Origin of the sequence: Sporosarcina saromensis (assembly GCF_033253735.1) — a bacterium.
Taxonomy (GTDB): domain Bacteria; phylum Bacillota; class Bacilli; order Bacillales_A; family Planococcaceae; genus Sporosarcina; species Sporosarcina saromensis.
The window spans coordinates 1-15,025 of the sequence record NZ_JAUBDI010000018.1 but is presented as its reverse complement, the minus strand read 5'-3'; the positions used below and the strand labels follow the sequence as shown (position 1 = coordinate 15,025).

Below are 15,025 nucleotides of genomic sequence, written 5' to 3'. Positions count from 1 at the left end.
TTAAATGAGTGTAGAGCTTATTGAACAGCATCGTTCATTCGGTGGTCAGCATAATAAGTATCGTCACTTTTCACAAGTGTTGCAGTGCGATATGACATTTAGTCTCTATTTGCCTTCAAATGAAAGTCAAAAGCCCATTCCTCTTATTTGGTGGCTTTCAGGCTTAACTTGTACGGATGATAACTTTAGCCACAAAAGTGGGTTCCAACGCCTCGCAGATCACTATCAAACAGCTGTCATCATGCCAGATACATCTCCTCGTGGAGAACAGGTAGCAAATGATGAGGGCTATGATTTAGGGCAAGGTGCAGGATTCTATGTGAATGCAACGCAGGAACCGTGGGCAAAGAACTATCAAATGTATACGTACATCGTTGAAGAATTACCAGCAATTGCGAAGACGCTAATTCCGAACTTTTCAGGTGAAGAGAGCATAATGGGGCATTCCATGGGCGGACATGGAGCGCTCGTAATCGGCATGAAAAATCCAAGCAGATATAAAGCGATTTCAGCATTTTCACCGATTTTGCATCCAAGTAAATCACCTTGGGGCATTAAGGCGTTTACAGCGTACTTAGGTGAAAATCAATCCGACTGGAAATCATGGGACGCTGCAGAGTTGATAAAGGATGGAAATGTTCCTCCATTACTAATCATGCAAGGGAGTGCGGATAATTTTTATCCACTTCAATTGGAAGAAACGGATTTTCTTGCGAATGCCCGCCAAGCAAACCAGGAAGTGCAATATAAAAAACTAGAAGGTTATGATCATAGTTATTATTTTATTGCAACTTTCTTAGAGGAGCATTTCGCTTTCCATATGAACCACTTTCAATAAAACAATCCGCAGTTACGTATAGTGCACGTATGAAAATATCCACATGATTCGTCAATGTGGATATTTTCGCTTGGTGCTTTTCGTTATGAACGGGAAGTTGCTACAAGCCAGTATGAAGGAGGCTATTAAATGGATTTCAAACAATTACTGGATGATCGTCGCGTGATGCCATTTTTGGGGAAAGCACGTTTTGGAGTAGAGAAGGAGAGTCACCGTGTAGACCTTTCAGGAAACTTAGCCAAAACGGATCATCCAAGCAGCTTATCGGTGCAAGATCATCATCCTTATATACAGCGTGATTTTTCTGAAACCCAAATGGAGTTAATCACGCCTGTAACCGAGTCTTTGGAAGAGCTACTTAATTTCTTATCTGCCATTCATGATGTCACGTATCGATCGATCAGTGAAGATGAAATGCTTTGGCCATTAAGCATGCCTCCTGCGCTTCCTCAAAATGAAGAAGAGATCGTAATTGCCAAACTGAATAATCCGGCCAGTGTGGAATATCGCCAAGCGTTAGCAAAATCATACGGCCGTAGAAAGCAAATGATTAGTGGGATTCATTTTAATTTTGAGTTTAGCGAGGAACTGCTGAAAGCGCTGTTTTCTGCACAAACAGAAATTGCAGATTATGATCAATTTAAAACTGCAGTCTATTTAAAAGTGACAAGAAATTATTTGCATTATCGTTGGCTCTATACTTATTTGTTCGGTGCATCTCCACTTAGTGAACAAAACTTTTTCGAGGAAAATACGACGAATGAGCCGGTAAGAAGCTTACGAAACAGCAAATTCGGTTATACAAATCGTGAGGATGTTAAAGTATCCTTTAATAGTATTCACGACTATGTTTCAGACCTCACAACCTTGGTGAAAAATGGGCAGTTGGTGGAGGAAAAAGAGTTTTATTCACCGGTTCGATTACGTGGTGGGCAGCGGGTTGCAGATTTACAGAATCATGGAATTCAGTACATCGAATTACGAAATATCGATTTGAATCCTTTTGAACTGAACGGCATTAGCTACGAACAGGCCAAGTTTTTACATGTTTTCTTAGTGTATCTTCTTTGGAAAGAAGAAGGGGCATGTTCCGATGAGTGGGTGCAAGAAGGGGATTTAAACAATAATACCGTTGCGTTAGAACATCCTCTGGAAAAAACGGCATTTCATAAGGAAGCACGTACAATCGTTGAAGAGATGGAGCAGTTTGTCCAGAAGTTTAAGCTAGAAGTTCCTGAATCATTGTTTGAAAACGTCAAAAACATGATCGAAGAACCAACGTTGACGTTAGCAGGTAGACTAGTGGAACAAATCGGTACTGGCGAGCAATGTCAAGTCGCAACAACTTTTGCGAAGGATAATTACGATACTGCTTGGAAGCATCCTTATCAGTTAGCAGGTTTCACGGATATGGAGCTCTCAACGCAAATTTTGCTTTTTGATGCAATGCAACAAGGTATTAAAGTCGATATTATAGATCGTCAAGAGCAGTTCATTAAACTCCAAGTCAATGAACATGTGGAATACGTGAAAAACGGCAATATGACAAGTAAAGATACGTATATTTCGTCACTCATAATGGAGAATAAAACAGTTACTAAGAAGATTCTTCATGCACATGGTTACCGCGTGCCACAAGGTGAAGAATTTCAAAGTGAAGAACAAGCAATGCGTGCCTATCAACAATTTTCAACGAAACCTTTTGTTGTGAAACCAAAGTCAACAAATTATGGTTTAGGCATTTCCATCTTTAAAGAAGGTGCAGCATACGAAGACTACGAGAAAGCCATTTCACTTGCTTTTAAAGAAGATTCTTCGGTATTGCTTGAGGAATTCATACACGGAACAGAGTACCGTTTTTTCGTTGTAGACGGTAAAGTGCTTGCGGTTCTATTAAGAGTGCCTGCGAATGTCGAAGGAGACGGCAAACAGACAATTGAAGAATTAGTCGCCCAGAAAAATCGTGATCCACTAAGAGGGAGAGACCACCGTACGCCGTTAGAGATTATCCAATTAGGAGAACTGGAAAAGCTGATGCTAAAAGGTCAAGGTTTTGAAATCAGTTCTGTTCCTAAAAGTGGAGAGATCGTTTATTTACGCGAAAACTCGAACATTAGTACAGGTGGAGATTCGATTGACGTTACGGATCAAATTCCGGATGATTACAAAAAGATCGCAGCGGAAGCGGTGACTGCAATCGGTGCACGAATTTGTGGCATTGATTTACTTATTGAAAATACGGAAGTGCCTGCAACGGATGAAAATGCATACGGAATCATTGAAGCAAACTTTAATCCATCGATGTATATGCATATTTATCCGTATAAAGGAGAATCTAGACGCGTAACGCAACACATTTTACGCTTACTTTTTCCTGAAGTAGGATAATCTTTCGTTTAACAAGGTTTTAGTCGCAAAAACAATCATGAAAGGAGCATGTTGGATGAATACGACTTACAATGAAACAGTAGCAAGTTTTGAGAAGATTACTGCAGAAAAAGCACAAGAATTGGTCAAAGGTGACGGAGAGGCGGTCATTTACATTGGCAAGGCGGTTTGTCCGTATTGTCAATTGTTCATTCCAAAGCTGAAAAAAGTTGCGGATAAAACAGATACACTTGTCTACTATGTAGATAGTGTGGATCCATCGGACATGGACGGGATTACTGCTTTTCGGAAAGAGTACGATATTCCGACTGTTCCTGGTTTCATTTATACAAAAGGCAGCGACGTTAAAGTTAGATGTGATTCTTCGATGACTGAAGAAGAAATTGAAAACTTTATGAAAGACTGATTATATCGATGAGAAGTTGTCAGAAAACCGTGTGAAACCAAACTGTTGAGTCTTGGTTACACGCGGTTTTTAGCATGTGATGAATGAATGCTTGTATTGACGTGAAAGTATCGTCACCTCAAAAAATGGATAAAATTCTATAGAAGAAGATTTATGGACATGCTAGAAAGAAAATCTTCCTAATTTCTACGTGATCGTGAAACTATTTTCGACACCGACCGTAATAAACCGTATACTAAGAAGTAATGTACATAATTGGTAAAGGAAGTGGAAGATTGACGAAGAAATTATGGTTCCAAGTCGGAGTAGGAATCCTATTAGCAATATTGGTCATTAAGTATTTCCTGGAGATCAGTTTCTTGTTCGCTCCGATTATCATCATTATTAAAGCGATCATTTTACCGCTTTTGCTCGGTGGCGTGCTGTACTACATGACCGAACCGATTCAACGATTTTTAGAAAAGCGGAAGTTTCCTCGTTGGGCAAGTATCGTGTCCATCCTTGTAGCGCTAGCGCTCGTTGCTTGGGGCTTCTTTGCAATTGTTGGTCCACCTGTCACGCAACAGGTGAATAAACTCGTTGAAAACGCACCGGCAATTGGAAAAGAATTAGATAAGATGAAAGATGTGTTCCTTGACCAAAAGGGCGAATTGCCGGAGAAACTGGAAGAATCGCTTGATGCTGCTGCGGACTCGTTACAAACGATTGCGGTAAACTTCGGAAAGTGGATTGTTCAGTTTTTACAATCGCTATTCCAAGCAGTATTTTTGCTCATTTTAGTGCCGTTTTTCTTCATCTTCATGTTGAAAGACCACGAAAAATTTGCGCCGGTCATTTACAATTTATTTACCGGAGAACGTAGAGAATGGGTCAAGAAAACGCTGAGTGACATTGACAATGTTCTTCGTTCTTACATTCAGGGTCAATTTTTAATCAGCGCGATTCTCGCAATGTTGATCTTTATCGGCTACAAGATCATTGGATTGGAGTATGCACTGTTGTTGGCGCTCTTCGCTTTATTCATGAACCTCATTCCATTCATTGGTCCATGGATTGCGGTCACGCCAGCTGTCGTCATTGCATTTTTGGATGAACCTAAAATGGTCATTCTTGTCGCGATTGTCACGTTGGTAGCACAACAGATTGACAGCAACCTCATTACACCAAACGTCATGGGGAAATCGCTCGACATCCATCCGCTCACGGTCATCACAATTATTTTAGCTGCGGGAAACATTGCAGGATTTGTAGGCATCATCGTTGCCATCCCGGTCTATGCAGTAGCGAAAGTGATCGTGCGCAATGTATATGAACAACGAATGAAAATAAAAAGAGCCGCTACGAAGGATGTAGCGGGTTAAGGTAGGGAACCTCCATTATTATGGGGGTTTTTTCATTCTAAAATACAGTTTTTCAAGTAGGAGAAGCTACTCAATATACTTCTATCAATAAAATCATCGAAAATTCAATCGAATATGGTAAACTTGTGTAGAAGTAGTTACATGCTATGTAAAACGAAGGAGACGGGGCATTTGATCGACATTCAGCCATTGGATTTGGATAAAAACAGACGAATTATTATCACTTCAGATATACATGCAAACTTGCCATTGTTTAAAAGATTACTTGAAAAGGTCAAATACACAACGGAAGATTACTTGTTCATCAATGGAGACCTTTGCGAGAAGGGGCCAGACAGCCTTGCGACGGTTGCCTTTGCAAGAGAACTTGCTAGTTGTGCAGATCGGGTTTTTATTACGAAAGGGAATTGCGATGTTGTGCACCAATATGTTTTCAACAACGTAGAGGGCATCAAAAACTATATGGCGAAGCAACCGTATTCGATTTTGAATGAAATGTTGGAACAGCATAATCGAAAACTGGAACACTTTCCGTCGTTGCGGGAGTTAGGGGAGTTCTATCGCGAACATTTTGGTGAAACACTCGATTGGCTGGATCACTTACCAGTTGGTTATGAGACAGATGAATTCATTGTTATCCATGCAGGTGTGGAAAATCGGGAAGATTGGAGAAATACAAGTCTCGAATCTGCTTTGTATATGCCTTTATTTTATGAACAAGGTCATCAGTTGGACAATATGGTCATCGTCGGGCATTGGCCAGTCGTCAATTACCGTTCTGAAACGGTCAGTTCGAATTCTCCTGTCATAGATACTACTAAGAGAATTATCTCATTGGATGGTGGCAATGGCATTAAAAAAGACGGACAATTAAATGCCCTTATTATTAAAAACGGAGAAATAACTTGTACGTATGTGGATGAATTAGAAGAAAAGGAAATTGTACAGGACCATATGGACTTAACGAATCGAGTTGGGACGGTGACGTATCCGAACTATGAGCTTATTGAGATTAAAAAAGAATCCTATTTTACACTGTGTGAAAACGTGAAATTGGGTATCCAGCAATGGGTGAAAAATGAATACATAGATAATGGCATGTGCAAGGGCGATGTAAGTACGACTTTCCTTAGTGTGAAGAAAGAAGAAACCGTTTCAATCGTAAATGCTACATGTGAAGGATACACGCTCATAAAGAAGAGTGATGGGAGCGTAGGTTGGATTCCAAAAGAGTGTATAAACTAATAAAATTGGAAGGGGATAGGGAAATGGCTATGCCAACACATATTGTAGCTGCAGGTGGAATTGTAGAGGACGAAGCTGGCAATATTCTCCTCGTCAAAACGAAACATGGAGGATGGGTATTTCCAGGTGGGCAAGTCGAAGTGGGTGAGAATCTAATGGATGCCGTTTGCCGGGAAGTAAAGGAAGAGAGTGGCATTGATATTGAGGTAACGAGACTGATCGGTATTTATTCCAATACGGGTATCCATAAATGGTATGACGGAGTAACTGATGTGCCGACAAAGGTGATGATGGATTTCGCGTGTGTCCCGATAGGCGGGGAGCTATGCACATCTGAAGAAACGTCCGATAGCCGTTGGGTTCAAAAAGAGCTTGTCCTCGACTACATTTCTGCACCTGCGTATCGCACGCGTTTTCAGAAATATTTGGAAGGTAGTGGTGTCGTTGCCTATATGGAATATGTGACACATCCGGAATTCAGTGTAAAGTTGGATCAGAAAGTATGACGAAACGACAAGTAAAATTACCACCGATGAAGTGGCATGTGACAGTGGATGTGAAACGAAAAGCGGGGATTGTACTTGTAGGTACTGTGACAATTCTACTCCTAGTGTACTTATTATCACAAATTCTAAGTTATCCAATCGGCAAATTGTTGTTTTTTAGTGTAATCTGTATTACTGGTTACGCGCTACATAAATGGGCTTCTTCCTATTCGAATAAAAAGCTTCCATTTGAGAAGTTGCTGAAGATAGAGTTGCCGGAAAAAATCATTCGTTTACGAACTTGGGGATTTGAACTTGTCTTTGCTTTACTCCTTCTCTCCATAGGTGCAGATCCTATTAAAGATTTAATGGACATGAAAATTCCTGTCTATCGCATAAACACGCTATTTTTGGAATTGGCAATTCTGTTTATCGTTTTGTCTGTATTGCCGATGTTCATTTATTTGTTTATTGAAAAGTGGAAAAGACCGCAAACGGAAGGATCACCTGCGAATAAGCCCTGAATGATTGTCTTTCCTTTTTTATCGATCTCTTAGAGAAGAAAGTGTCCGTTTTAAACACCTTACTTGTAATGCTTTGCTTTTCCGTGCAAAAGCCGTCTTTGTGACGGCTTTCCCGGGTCTATATGGTGTACAATCTTTCAATAGATGATATTATTTCTTTGATTCCATAAATTGATCATACATAATCTCTTTATAATAGTGCTCATAACCTACCATTCCTAATTCCCTTGCCGCCTTAAGCTCTGCATCTCTATCATAAGGAACGCGCACAAAGTTTATGGAGTTTGTTCCATGAGAACCATCCACAATGACATATGTAGCATCAATTAGATCTAAACCCACACTTCCTACATTACAGAGAGTGCCGATTTCATAGCTTCTTAATAATGTAATGTGAATATCTCCATAAAACACAATATCTGGCGTGCGTTTGTTGTGTAGAGAATGTGTTTCTTCACTATTTTCAAAGAGAGATAAACACTTTTCTTTTGGATGATACTCAGGTGCAATTCGCTCAAAAACGCTCCTTGGTGAGGCATGGAAACAACGAAATAGCTTCTCGTTTAATTCAAACTCAATAAAAAATGGTAAGGAAGCTAGGTAATTAAAATCTTCATCTGATAGCTGACTTTGGAACCATTTAAGGATTTCATTATCTGTCTCTTCTCGGATAAATACATCCCAATTTCCATAAATGACTTTCTCGCAATGCTTTCTAACAAGTTTAATACATTCAGAACCCCGCGGACCTTTCCCTACCAAATCTCCCAAACAAAAAATTCGTTCTACACCACGTTTTTCAATATCCTCCAGCACGGCTTCTAAAGCAGTTAAATTCCCATGAATATCTGAAATGATGGCTATTTTTGACAAACTAATCCCCCCAGATCAATGTGAAATATTCTTCTGAACTAGATAATAATTCCATGTGAATCCGACCACTAAACTTCCAGCACTATTAGCTGAATGCGTTCATTCAAGGAACGTCATGTGATCTGTCTAGTTGTAACGATATTGATTAACTCATCGATAGTTCCCGTACATTTTTCAATATTCGATAGATGATAAAAGGTACTAGTTGTTTCAAAATTATTAATATCGTCATTACGCGAGTACAAATATATAGTTTTTCCTTGGCCAAGAGCGATGCCCAATTCAATATGGCTGCCTTTTCCACCTGGCAATAAAACGATAATGAAATCTGCCTCCAAAACAGCATTTTTTTCTTGTAGTCCGATTTCCATTAACTCTTCAATCGTGGAAGCACGGCCGTTCTTTGTCCAATCATATGTATGAATGAATCCCTTATCTACTAACCGCATACTTACATGGCGAACGATTTCTTTGTTCTGAAAGCTGGATGCTACATAGAACTTTTTCATATGTATTTTCTCCTTAATGTAATAAACTGAGCGCAGTTGCTACTTGATAACTGCGCCCAGATTTATGCATGATGTCTGTTATTTTTGTTTTTGCTGATAATTACTATGTTAACGATTAACCAAACAACTTGAAGGATTACTGGGAAAATAAATACGATCAATAATAATGAAAATGCAATTAATTTTGCCTCGGGTGTTTGTGTAACGCCTGCACCATCAATATCTCTAAGCCAGACGAAGGCAGTACCTACTGAAAAAATAACAGCCCAAAAAATGTTAGCTATCCACCAATAAAGCCATAGCTTGCGCATAATCTCACTCCTTATCTTAGCAGAATATCTCTATTCTATAGTGCATAAGAATATTTGGAAAGGGACCTGAGTTATATTGCACACTACGGCTTAAGGTGTAATTAGGTTGTGATGTAAAAAGTATAATCTTGATTTACCTAAATATTATCGTTACGTTAAAATGTCGGTATCATTGTTTAAACAACTTGCTCTAACGCTTATCTTTTACTTGCTACAGCTGTTCATCGTTACGGCATTGTCATTTTGGATTCTTATAGGGTAGTACAGAATCAGTGGCTTAATCCTAATCAGCCGCTCCTAATTCCGTACGATAATATAAACCAAATAAATAACGTAAACCGCCGCAAGTACGAAACCTTCACGTTTTCCAATTTTGAAACCTGTCCGTGAGAACACCAATAAGACTACAGTGAGAATAATCATGAGCACGACGTCTGTAAACACTTTATCGCTCACCGCTAATGGCGAAATGACAGACGAAGCACCAAGTACAAATAGAATGTTGAAGATATTGCTTCCTACAATATTCCCTAGCGCAATTTCGCTTTGTTTTTTCAATGCTGCTGAAATTGACGTGACGAGTTCAGGAAGAGAAGTCCCAATAGCGATAATCGTTAGACCAACCAATGTTTCACTCATGCCTAGAGAGTAGGCAATTTTCGTTCCATTATCGACGACCAAGTCTCCCCCGAAAATAATAGCGGCCAGCCCTAGTAAAGTCATTACAATGTTTTTACCCCAGGTAATGTTCTTGGGAGTAGGTTCATTCACCGCATTTTTCCGGCTCTTTAGGCCAATTTCAATGACGTAATACATAAAAATGGAAAGAAACAAGAGGAAGATAAAACCATCACTGCGTGTAATCATATTGCTACTGAACCCTTGCAAGAAAATGTCGCTCATCAGGATGAGCAATGCCACACTTGCAAGTAACGTAAACGGGATTTCTTTTCGAATCGTTTCACTTTCGACCTTCAAAGGATAAAGGAAAGCGGCCAATCCTACGACGAGCGTAATGTTAAAGATGTTACTCCCAACAACATTTCCGACTGCAACGTCAGCACTTCCTTCCAGTGCTGCGATAATACTGACAGTCGCTTCTGGAGAACTTGTCCCAAAAGCGACAATGGTCAACCCAATTAAGATTGGTGGAACTTGGAGTAATCTTGCGATGTTTGAAGAGCCATCGACAAAGTAGCCAGCTCCTTTTATTAATAAAATAAATCCAACGACTAATAAAACATATGCCATGTGTTTGATGTCCCCTATCACATTTACTTATTGTTTCGAGTATCTTCTAATCGCTATCCATACATACCCGATTTGCACCAATTATAAGCTTGGATGCAAAGCAATCTACACTTCAAAATAGTACGCCTTATGCAAGTTGCAACCGGGATTAAACTTGGCTCGACAAGACGGGCATTCGGAATGACAGCTCATATATTGTTCGACAGTCATTTCCCATCCGCACGCCCCACAAAGTATTGCTTTTTCATTGAACCGTTCCTTCGGCCAAACGGCGGGATGCCCACAACCAGATTCTTCATGGCATGAAAAACAGGGAAAGTACAAGCCACAGCAATAAAACTTAATTGCGATAATATCCAGGTTTGAATGGTAATGTACACAACGCGTTTCGCGATCGACGAGACTTCCTAGTACATCATGTCCATGGCACAGCATTCAACCACGCTCCTGTTTGCATAAATTCCTGTTCATAAGGTGAGAGTCCTGTAAGGTGTGATTTTTACTTTAACGGACAAAATCCGCACTGAATAAGGCCGGGTACATCTTTTGAAAAACAACAAGTCGTCCGCACAGTCGTATTCAGCAAATCAGATGGCTCACACCCTTGTAAATAATTTGCGAATAAAGAGCGTGAGGCGATACCTGTCCACGTTTGATCGTCTTTTAGGATATCCAAGTCTATCCGAGCTTCCATTGAAGTCGCTGGATTGCCAAGAAGCACGTGATATTGCCAAAGAAGGAAACCAAAGATATTTTCCCAAAGCGTCAACGGTGAAACCGAAGTGACCGTTCGCAACTGCTTGATGACTGCATGTGCGTGTCGTAAAATCTTTCGAATCGCTTCTTCATGTGCATCATCGTCTATAGGTTGCCAGTCAGTTGCATCGGCATAGAGACTAACCGTTCGATTGCCGTACTCCTCAATTGCCCCAAATGAAAGTTTGCTTGCATCTCCTTCCCAAATATCTCCGTAGGCTGCGAGGTTATAAAACTGCATGGCAACAAACATACCGACTCGACGCATCATAAAGGAAGCTGCTACCGTCAAATTTGGACTTCCACTAACTACTTGCACAGCGTTCAAGCAATCGAGTGTTTTCTGTTCATGTAAGAGGTCTTGAAGTGTAAATAAAGGATGCACGGGTTCAGTTAGGTACACACTATAACTATTCAGCTGTCTAATTTGTTCGCTTGTTAAATTTTTCATAGTTCCAGTATAAATAGTTTTGCATGATACAACAAGTTGAGCGAGCGCTCAGTCTGGGCTATACTGAATACAAAAATGAGGGATGTGTTGTGGGTGACAAAACGTCTTGAAAAAGAGGAAGTAATGAACTTTGTAAAAAATGAGATGGATCTTATTATTCCACTATCCAATGGGGAGCCGCACAAGCTACTTGATATGTTGGAAGAAAATTATACGCAGTTGCAAAACGTTAACGTGCATCAAATGTTAGCGTTACGGGAAAGAGATTATATGAACGGTAAAATGAAAGGTCATCTTTCACATATCTCTTATTTTCTCAGCGGAGCGACACGAAAAGCATATTGGGACGGGAACGTAGAACTCATACCTAATTCGTTCCATGAACTGTATCCGCTCTTAAAAAAGACAACTGCAAATCCGATCGTCCTAGCTGTTGCATCACCGATGGACGAGCACGGCTATTTTTCACTTGGGACACAAGCAGATTATGTTGCGGACTTCATCGGTGAAGTTCCTTTTATCCTTGAAGTGAATCGCCATATGCCGCGGACATTCGGGAAAAACGTCATTCATCGTAGTCAGATTTTAGGATACATAGAAAATGATCAGCCGTTAACAGAAGAGATTCGTCCAGTCATTTCTGATAAAGACCGCAAGATTGCCGAATATATTACTGAAGAGATTCAAGATGGCGATACGTTACAAATTGGCATTGGAGCCATTCCGAATGCAGTCATGAGTATGTTGAAGGATCGGCGCCATCTAGGTATTCATACGGAAATGCTTACCGATGGAATTGTTGACCTTGTTGAAGCTGGAGCTGTTGATGGAATGCGTAAGTCGACCCATAAAGGGAAAATTGTCGCAGCGTTTGCTTTTGGAACACAACGTTTATACGATTTTCTAGATAATAATCCATCTGTGGAATTTTTGCCGGTAAGTGTTGTCAATAATGCTTATGAAATTGCAAAAGAAGAACATATGGTGTCGATTAATGCAACGACAGAAGTCGACCTTTATGGACAATGTGCGTCCGAAACCGTCGGTGGACGATATTACTCATCGAGTGGTGGGCAAGGCGATTTTGCAAGAGGGGTTCGGCTCTCCAAACACGGAAAAGGATACGTATGCATGCATTCGACAGTAAAAAACGATACGATTTCACGCATTAATTTGCATCTAAGTCCAGGATCGATCGTGACGACTTCTAAAAATGATGTCGATAATATTGTAACCGAGTATGGAATTGCACGTTTACATGGCAAATCAATTGCTGAACGCGCAAAAGCTTTGATTGACATTGCGCATCCGAAATTCAGAGAACAATTGTGGTTTGATGCAAAAAAATTTGGGTTAATTGACTGAGAGGGGCTTATGACAGCCTCTCTTTCTTTTCAAACAAATGCATTGCAATCTAATACCCCTCATGGTATATTAAATAAAAATAATACCAGGAGGGGTATATATGTTTTTTAAGTCATTCACAGATGAAAATTTAGCACAAAATGCATATTTAATCGGATGTCAACGGACGGGTGAATCGATTATTATTGATGCGCCACGTGAATTTGATCATATTTTACGAGCGGCTGAAAAAGAAGGGCTGCGCGTTACAGCGGCTGCCGATACACATATCCACGCTGATTATGTTTCAGGTGCCCGTCAACTCGCGGTTCAGCACGGTGTGAAGCTGTATTTATCGGATGAAGGCGATGAAAACTGGAAGTATACGTACACAGATGGTATTGCGGTGGAGTTTGTCACGGAAGGTTCCAAGTTTTCAATAGGAAATATTGATTTTGAAGTATGGCATACACCAGGACATACGCCTGAAAGTATTTCATTTTTGTTAACGGATCGTGGAGGCGGCGCAACCGATCCAATGGGGATTTTCACAGGGGACTTCGTGTTCGTCGGTGATGTCGGTCGTCCAGATCTACTTGAAAAAGCAGCTGGTATAGGTGGTACTGCAGATAGTGGTGCTCGCGACATGTACAAATCCGTCCAACGGTTCAAGGAACTGCCAGATCATCTTGTCGTTTGGCCTGGGCACGGCGCAGGATCGGCATGCGGTAAATCATTAGGTGCCGTACCCATTTCAACAGTCGGATATGAAAAGAAATTTAACTGGGCACTTCAAATTACGGATGAAGAAACGTTTATCACGGAACTGTTGAAAGACCAGCCGGAAGCACCTGTTTATTTCGCTGAGATGAAGAAGCAGAACAAAGTTGGACCTGCTATCTTACGCGATGAAAAAGTACGCGTGTTAACGTCAAGTGAAGAACTTGCTAAAATGGCTGCAGAAGATGGAGTCTTCGTTTTGGATACAAGGCCGGCAACAATCGCTGATAAAGGCTTGCTGAAAGGATCCATTAATATCCCATTCAATAAGTCCTTTGCAAATTGGGCGGGATGGTTAGTAAGATACGATGAAAAACTCGTCGTCATAGCGGAAGAGAATGAGCAAGAAGATGTACAAAAAGCATTGCAATCTATCGGATTCGACGCAATTATTGCGTTCGCAGATCCAGCTTTGTTAAAAGGGCTTGAGACGGAAAGTTACGATACGTTGTCCGTACAGAATTTTGTAGAAGAAATGAAAGATGAAGATGCATTTGTCATTGACGTCCGCAATGACGGAGAATGGAACGATGGACATCTCGAGGAAGCGCATCATAATTTCTTAGGTAAATTGCGTACGACTGAGCTACCGGAAGACAAGACATTACTTGTTCATTGCCAAAGTGGCGCCCGTTCTGCAATTGCATCCAGTGTGTTAAAAGCACGAGGATTCAACAATGTAAAACATATGGCTGGCGGGTATAGCGCATATACGGCCACCTATTCTAAAAAATAAAGGAGATTACGGAAATGGAATGGATATTCATCCTAGCAATTGTCGCCTTTTTTGTATGGCGCATGATGCCAGCAAAAGGCGTAAAAACAATTACAACGAATGATGTAAAAGGACTGCTGAAAGACAAATCGAAACAATTTATCGACGTACGAACACCAGCAGAATACAAAGGAAATCACATCCGTGAATTTCAAAACATCCCGTTGAACACGCTAAAAGCGAAAGTGGACAAACTCGACAAAAACAAGGAAACAATTGTCATTTGCCAAAGTGGCATGCGTAGCGCACAAGCAGCCAACATCCTAAAAAAATCCGGTTTTACAAATGTTACGAACGTCAAAGGCGGCATGATCGCCTGGCGTTAACAATTGAACAAGCATCTCGACAGCCTCTAGTGCTGCGGGATGCTTTTTTTAATCGCGTCGGTGGAATGGTCCTTGGCAGATACTAGTAAATGACCCGCATGCATTAAATAATGTTGTCCCGCGCTCAAGAAAGTGAGTTCCACGCTCAAGGAAGTGTGTTCTGCGCTCAAGGAAGCGAGTTTCGCGCTCAAGGAAGTGAGTCCCGCGCTCAAGGAATCGGATTTCGCGCTCAAGGAAGTGAGTCCCGCGCTCAAGGAAGTGGGTTTCGCGCTCAAGGAAGGGTACCGTCAAGAAGTATGTGTAACACACAATAGCCAACAATTTAGCTGATTTTACATGGAGTGGCGGACATGTTAGCCTTGGCAGGCTAGGCCAGCTTGTTAATAAAGCTGACCTCATGGC

At 40.8% G+C, this 15,025-nt stretch carries 16 protein-coding genes; 10 read left to right on the top strand and 6 right to left on the bottom strand.

Annotated elements, in window-relative coordinates:
- Nucleotides 1-4: 4 nt before the first annotated feature.
- The 7 genes from fghA (at nt 5) to QT711_RS15120 (ending at nt 7,247) form a co-directional block, all read left to right on the top strand.
- Nucleotides 5-838 carry an S-formylglutathione hydrolase gene (gene fghA / locus QT711_RS15150; protein ID WP_317945639.1) on the top strand — a complete coding sequence of 278 codons (834 nt, stop codon included), beginning with the start codon at nt 5-7 and terminating at the stop codon, nt 836-838.
- Between the two features lie 129 nt (nt 839-967).
- On the top strand, nt 968-3,226 hold the full coding sequence (gene gshAB, locus QT711_RS15145; RefSeq protein WP_317945638.1) for a bifunctional glutamate--cysteine ligase GshA/glutathione synthetase GshB: 2,259 nt from the start codon (nt 968-970) through the stop codon (nt 3,224-3,226).
- 55 nt (nt 3,227-3,281) lie between these two features.
- Nucleotides 3,282-3,632 (top strand): thioredoxin domain-containing protein, encoded by a 351-nt coding sequence (locus tag QT711_RS15140; RefSeq protein WP_317945636.1) that lies wholly within the window; start codon nt 3,282-3,284, stop codon nt 3,630-3,632.
- 275 nt (nt 3,633-3,907) lie between these two features.
- The gene (locus QT711_RS15135; RefSeq protein WP_317945634.1) at nt 3,908-4,993 is read left to right on the top strand and encodes an AI-2E family transporter; all 1,086 of its coding nucleotides are present in this window, start codon (nt 3,908-3,910) and stop codon (nt 4,991-4,993) included.
- A gap of 171 nt (nt 4,994-5,164) precedes the next feature.
- Entirely contained in the window at nt 5,165-6,238 is a 1,074-nt protein-coding gene (locus tag QT711_RS15130; RefSeq protein ID WP_317945632.1) for a metallophosphoesterase, read from the top strand.
- A gap of 23 nt (nt 6,239-6,261) precedes the next feature.
- A complete protein-coding gene (locus QT711_RS15125; protein ID WP_317945631.1) occupies nt 6,262-6,744 on the top strand; it encodes an NUDIX hydrolase in 483 nt (160 codons plus the stop codon).
- Nucleotides 6,741-7,247 carry a hypothetical protein gene (locus QT711_RS15120; protein WP_317945629.1) on the top strand — a complete coding sequence of 169 codons (507 nt, stop codon included), beginning with the start codon at nt 6,741-6,743 and terminating at the stop codon, nt 7,245-7,247. The genes QT711_RS15125 and QT711_RS15120 overlap by 4 nt, the downstream gene beginning before the upstream one ends.
- 150 nt (nt 7,248-7,397) lie before the next feature.
- On the opposite strand, the gene QT711_RS15115 is transcribed toward QT711_RS15120, so the two are convergent.
- From QT711_RS15115 to QT711_RS15090, 6 genes are all read right to left on the bottom strand, one after another.
- A complete protein-coding gene (locus QT711_RS15115) occupies nt 7,398-8,120 on the bottom strand; it encodes a metallophosphoesterase family protein (RefSeq protein WP_317945628.1) in 723 nt (240 codons plus the stop codon).
- A gap of 113 nt (nt 8,121-8,233) precedes the next feature.
- The gene (locus tag QT711_RS15110) at nt 8,234-8,629 is read right to left on the bottom strand and encodes a group-specific protein (protein ID WP_317945627.1); all 396 of its coding nucleotides are present in this window, start codon (nt 8,627-8,629) and stop codon (nt 8,234-8,236) included.
- A gap of 62 nt (nt 8,630-8,691) precedes the next feature.
- Nucleotides 8,692-8,940: a DUF3923 family protein gene (locus QT711_RS15105; RefSeq protein ID WP_317945625.1), complete on the bottom strand. Its 249-nt coding sequence runs from the start codon at nt 8,938-8,940 to the stop codon at nt 8,692-8,694.
- 297 nt (nt 8,941-9,237) lie between these two features.
- On the bottom strand, nt 9,238-10,191 hold the full coding sequence (locus tag QT711_RS15100; protein WP_317945623.1) for a calcium/sodium antiporter: 954 nt from the start codon (nt 10,189-10,191) through the stop codon (nt 9,238-9,240).
- Between the two features lie 105 nt (nt 10,192-10,296).
- On the bottom strand, nt 10,297-10,626 hold the full coding sequence (locus QT711_RS15095; RefSeq protein ID WP_317945621.1) for a CHY zinc finger protein: 330 nt from the start codon (nt 10,624-10,626) through the stop codon (nt 10,297-10,299).
- Nucleotides 10,627-10,690: 64 nt separating this feature from the next.
- Nucleotides 10,691-11,398: a hypothetical protein gene (locus tag QT711_RS15090; RefSeq protein WP_317945619.1), complete on the bottom strand. Its 708-nt coding sequence runs from the start codon at nt 11,396-11,398 to the stop codon at nt 10,691-10,693.
- 93 nt (nt 11,399-11,491) lie between these two features.
- On the opposite strand from QT711_RS15090, the gene QT711_RS15085 reads away from it, so the two are divergent.
- The 3 genes from QT711_RS15085 (at nt 11,492) to QT711_RS15075 (ending at nt 14,623) form a co-directional block, all read left to right on the top strand.
- Nucleotides 11,492-12,763: an acetyl-CoA hydrolase/transferase family protein gene (locus QT711_RS15085; protein ID WP_317945618.1), complete on the top strand. Its 1,272-nt coding sequence runs from the start codon at nt 11,492-11,494 to the stop codon at nt 12,761-12,763.
- Between the two features lie 100 nt (nt 12,764-12,863).
- Nucleotides 12,864-14,258 carry an MBL fold metallo-hydrolase gene (locus QT711_RS15080; RefSeq protein WP_317945616.1) on the top strand — a complete coding sequence of 465 codons (1,395 nt, stop codon included), beginning with the start codon at nt 12,864-12,866 and terminating at the stop codon, nt 14,256-14,258.
- A 14-nt stretch (nt 14,259-14,272) separates the two neighbouring features.
- Complete coding sequence (locus tag QT711_RS15075; protein WP_317945614.1) at nt 14,273-14,623, top strand: rhodanese-like domain-containing protein; 351 nt, start codon at nt 14,273-14,275, stop codon at nt 14,621-14,623.
- Nucleotides 14,624-15,025: the final 402 nt, after the last annotated feature.

Coding starts and splice junctions, on each gene's coding strand:
- fghA (WP_317945639.1), top strand. CDS start 5: ATGAGTGTAGAGCTTATTGAACAGCATCGTTCATTCGGTGGTCAGCAT.
- gshAB (WP_317945638.1), top strand. CDS start 968: ATGGATTTCAAACAATTACTGGATGATCGTCGCGTGATGCCATTTTTG.
- QT711_RS15140 (WP_317945636.1), top strand. CDS start 3,282: ATGAATACGACTTACAATGAAACAGTAGCAAGTTTTGAGAAGATTACT.
- QT711_RS15125 (WP_317945631.1), top strand. CDS start 6,262: ATGGCTATGCCAACACATATTGTAGCTGCAGGTGGAATTGTAGAGGAC.
- QT711_RS15120 (WP_317945629.1), top strand. CDS start 6,741: ATGACGAAACGACAAGTAAAATTACCACCGATGAAGTGGCATGTGACA.
- QT711_RS15110 (WP_317945627.1), bottom strand. CDS start 8,629: ATGAAAAAGTTCTATGTAGCATCCAGCTTTCAGAACAAAGAAATCGTT.
- QT711_RS15105 (WP_317945625.1), bottom strand. CDS start 8,940: ATGCGCAAGCTATGGCTTTATTGGTGGATAGCTAACATTTTTTGGGCT.
- QT711_RS15100 (WP_317945623.1), bottom strand. CDS start 10,191: ATGGCATATGTTTTATTAGTCGTTGGATTTATTTTATTAATAAAAGGA.
- QT711_RS15095 (WP_317945621.1), bottom strand. CDS start 10,626: ATGCTGTGCCATGGACATGATGTACTAGGAAGTCTCGTCGATCGCGAA.
- QT711_RS15090 (WP_317945619.1), bottom strand. CDS start 11,398: ATGAAAAATTTAACAAGCGAACAAATTAGACAGCTGAATAGTTATAGT.
- QT711_RS15080 (WP_317945616.1), top strand. CDS start 12,864: ATGTTTTTTAAGTCATTCACAGATGAAAATTTAGCACAAAATGCATAT.
- QT711_RS15075 (WP_317945614.1), top strand. CDS start 14,273: ATGGAATGGATATTCATCCTAGCAATTGTCGCCTTTTTTGTATGGCGC.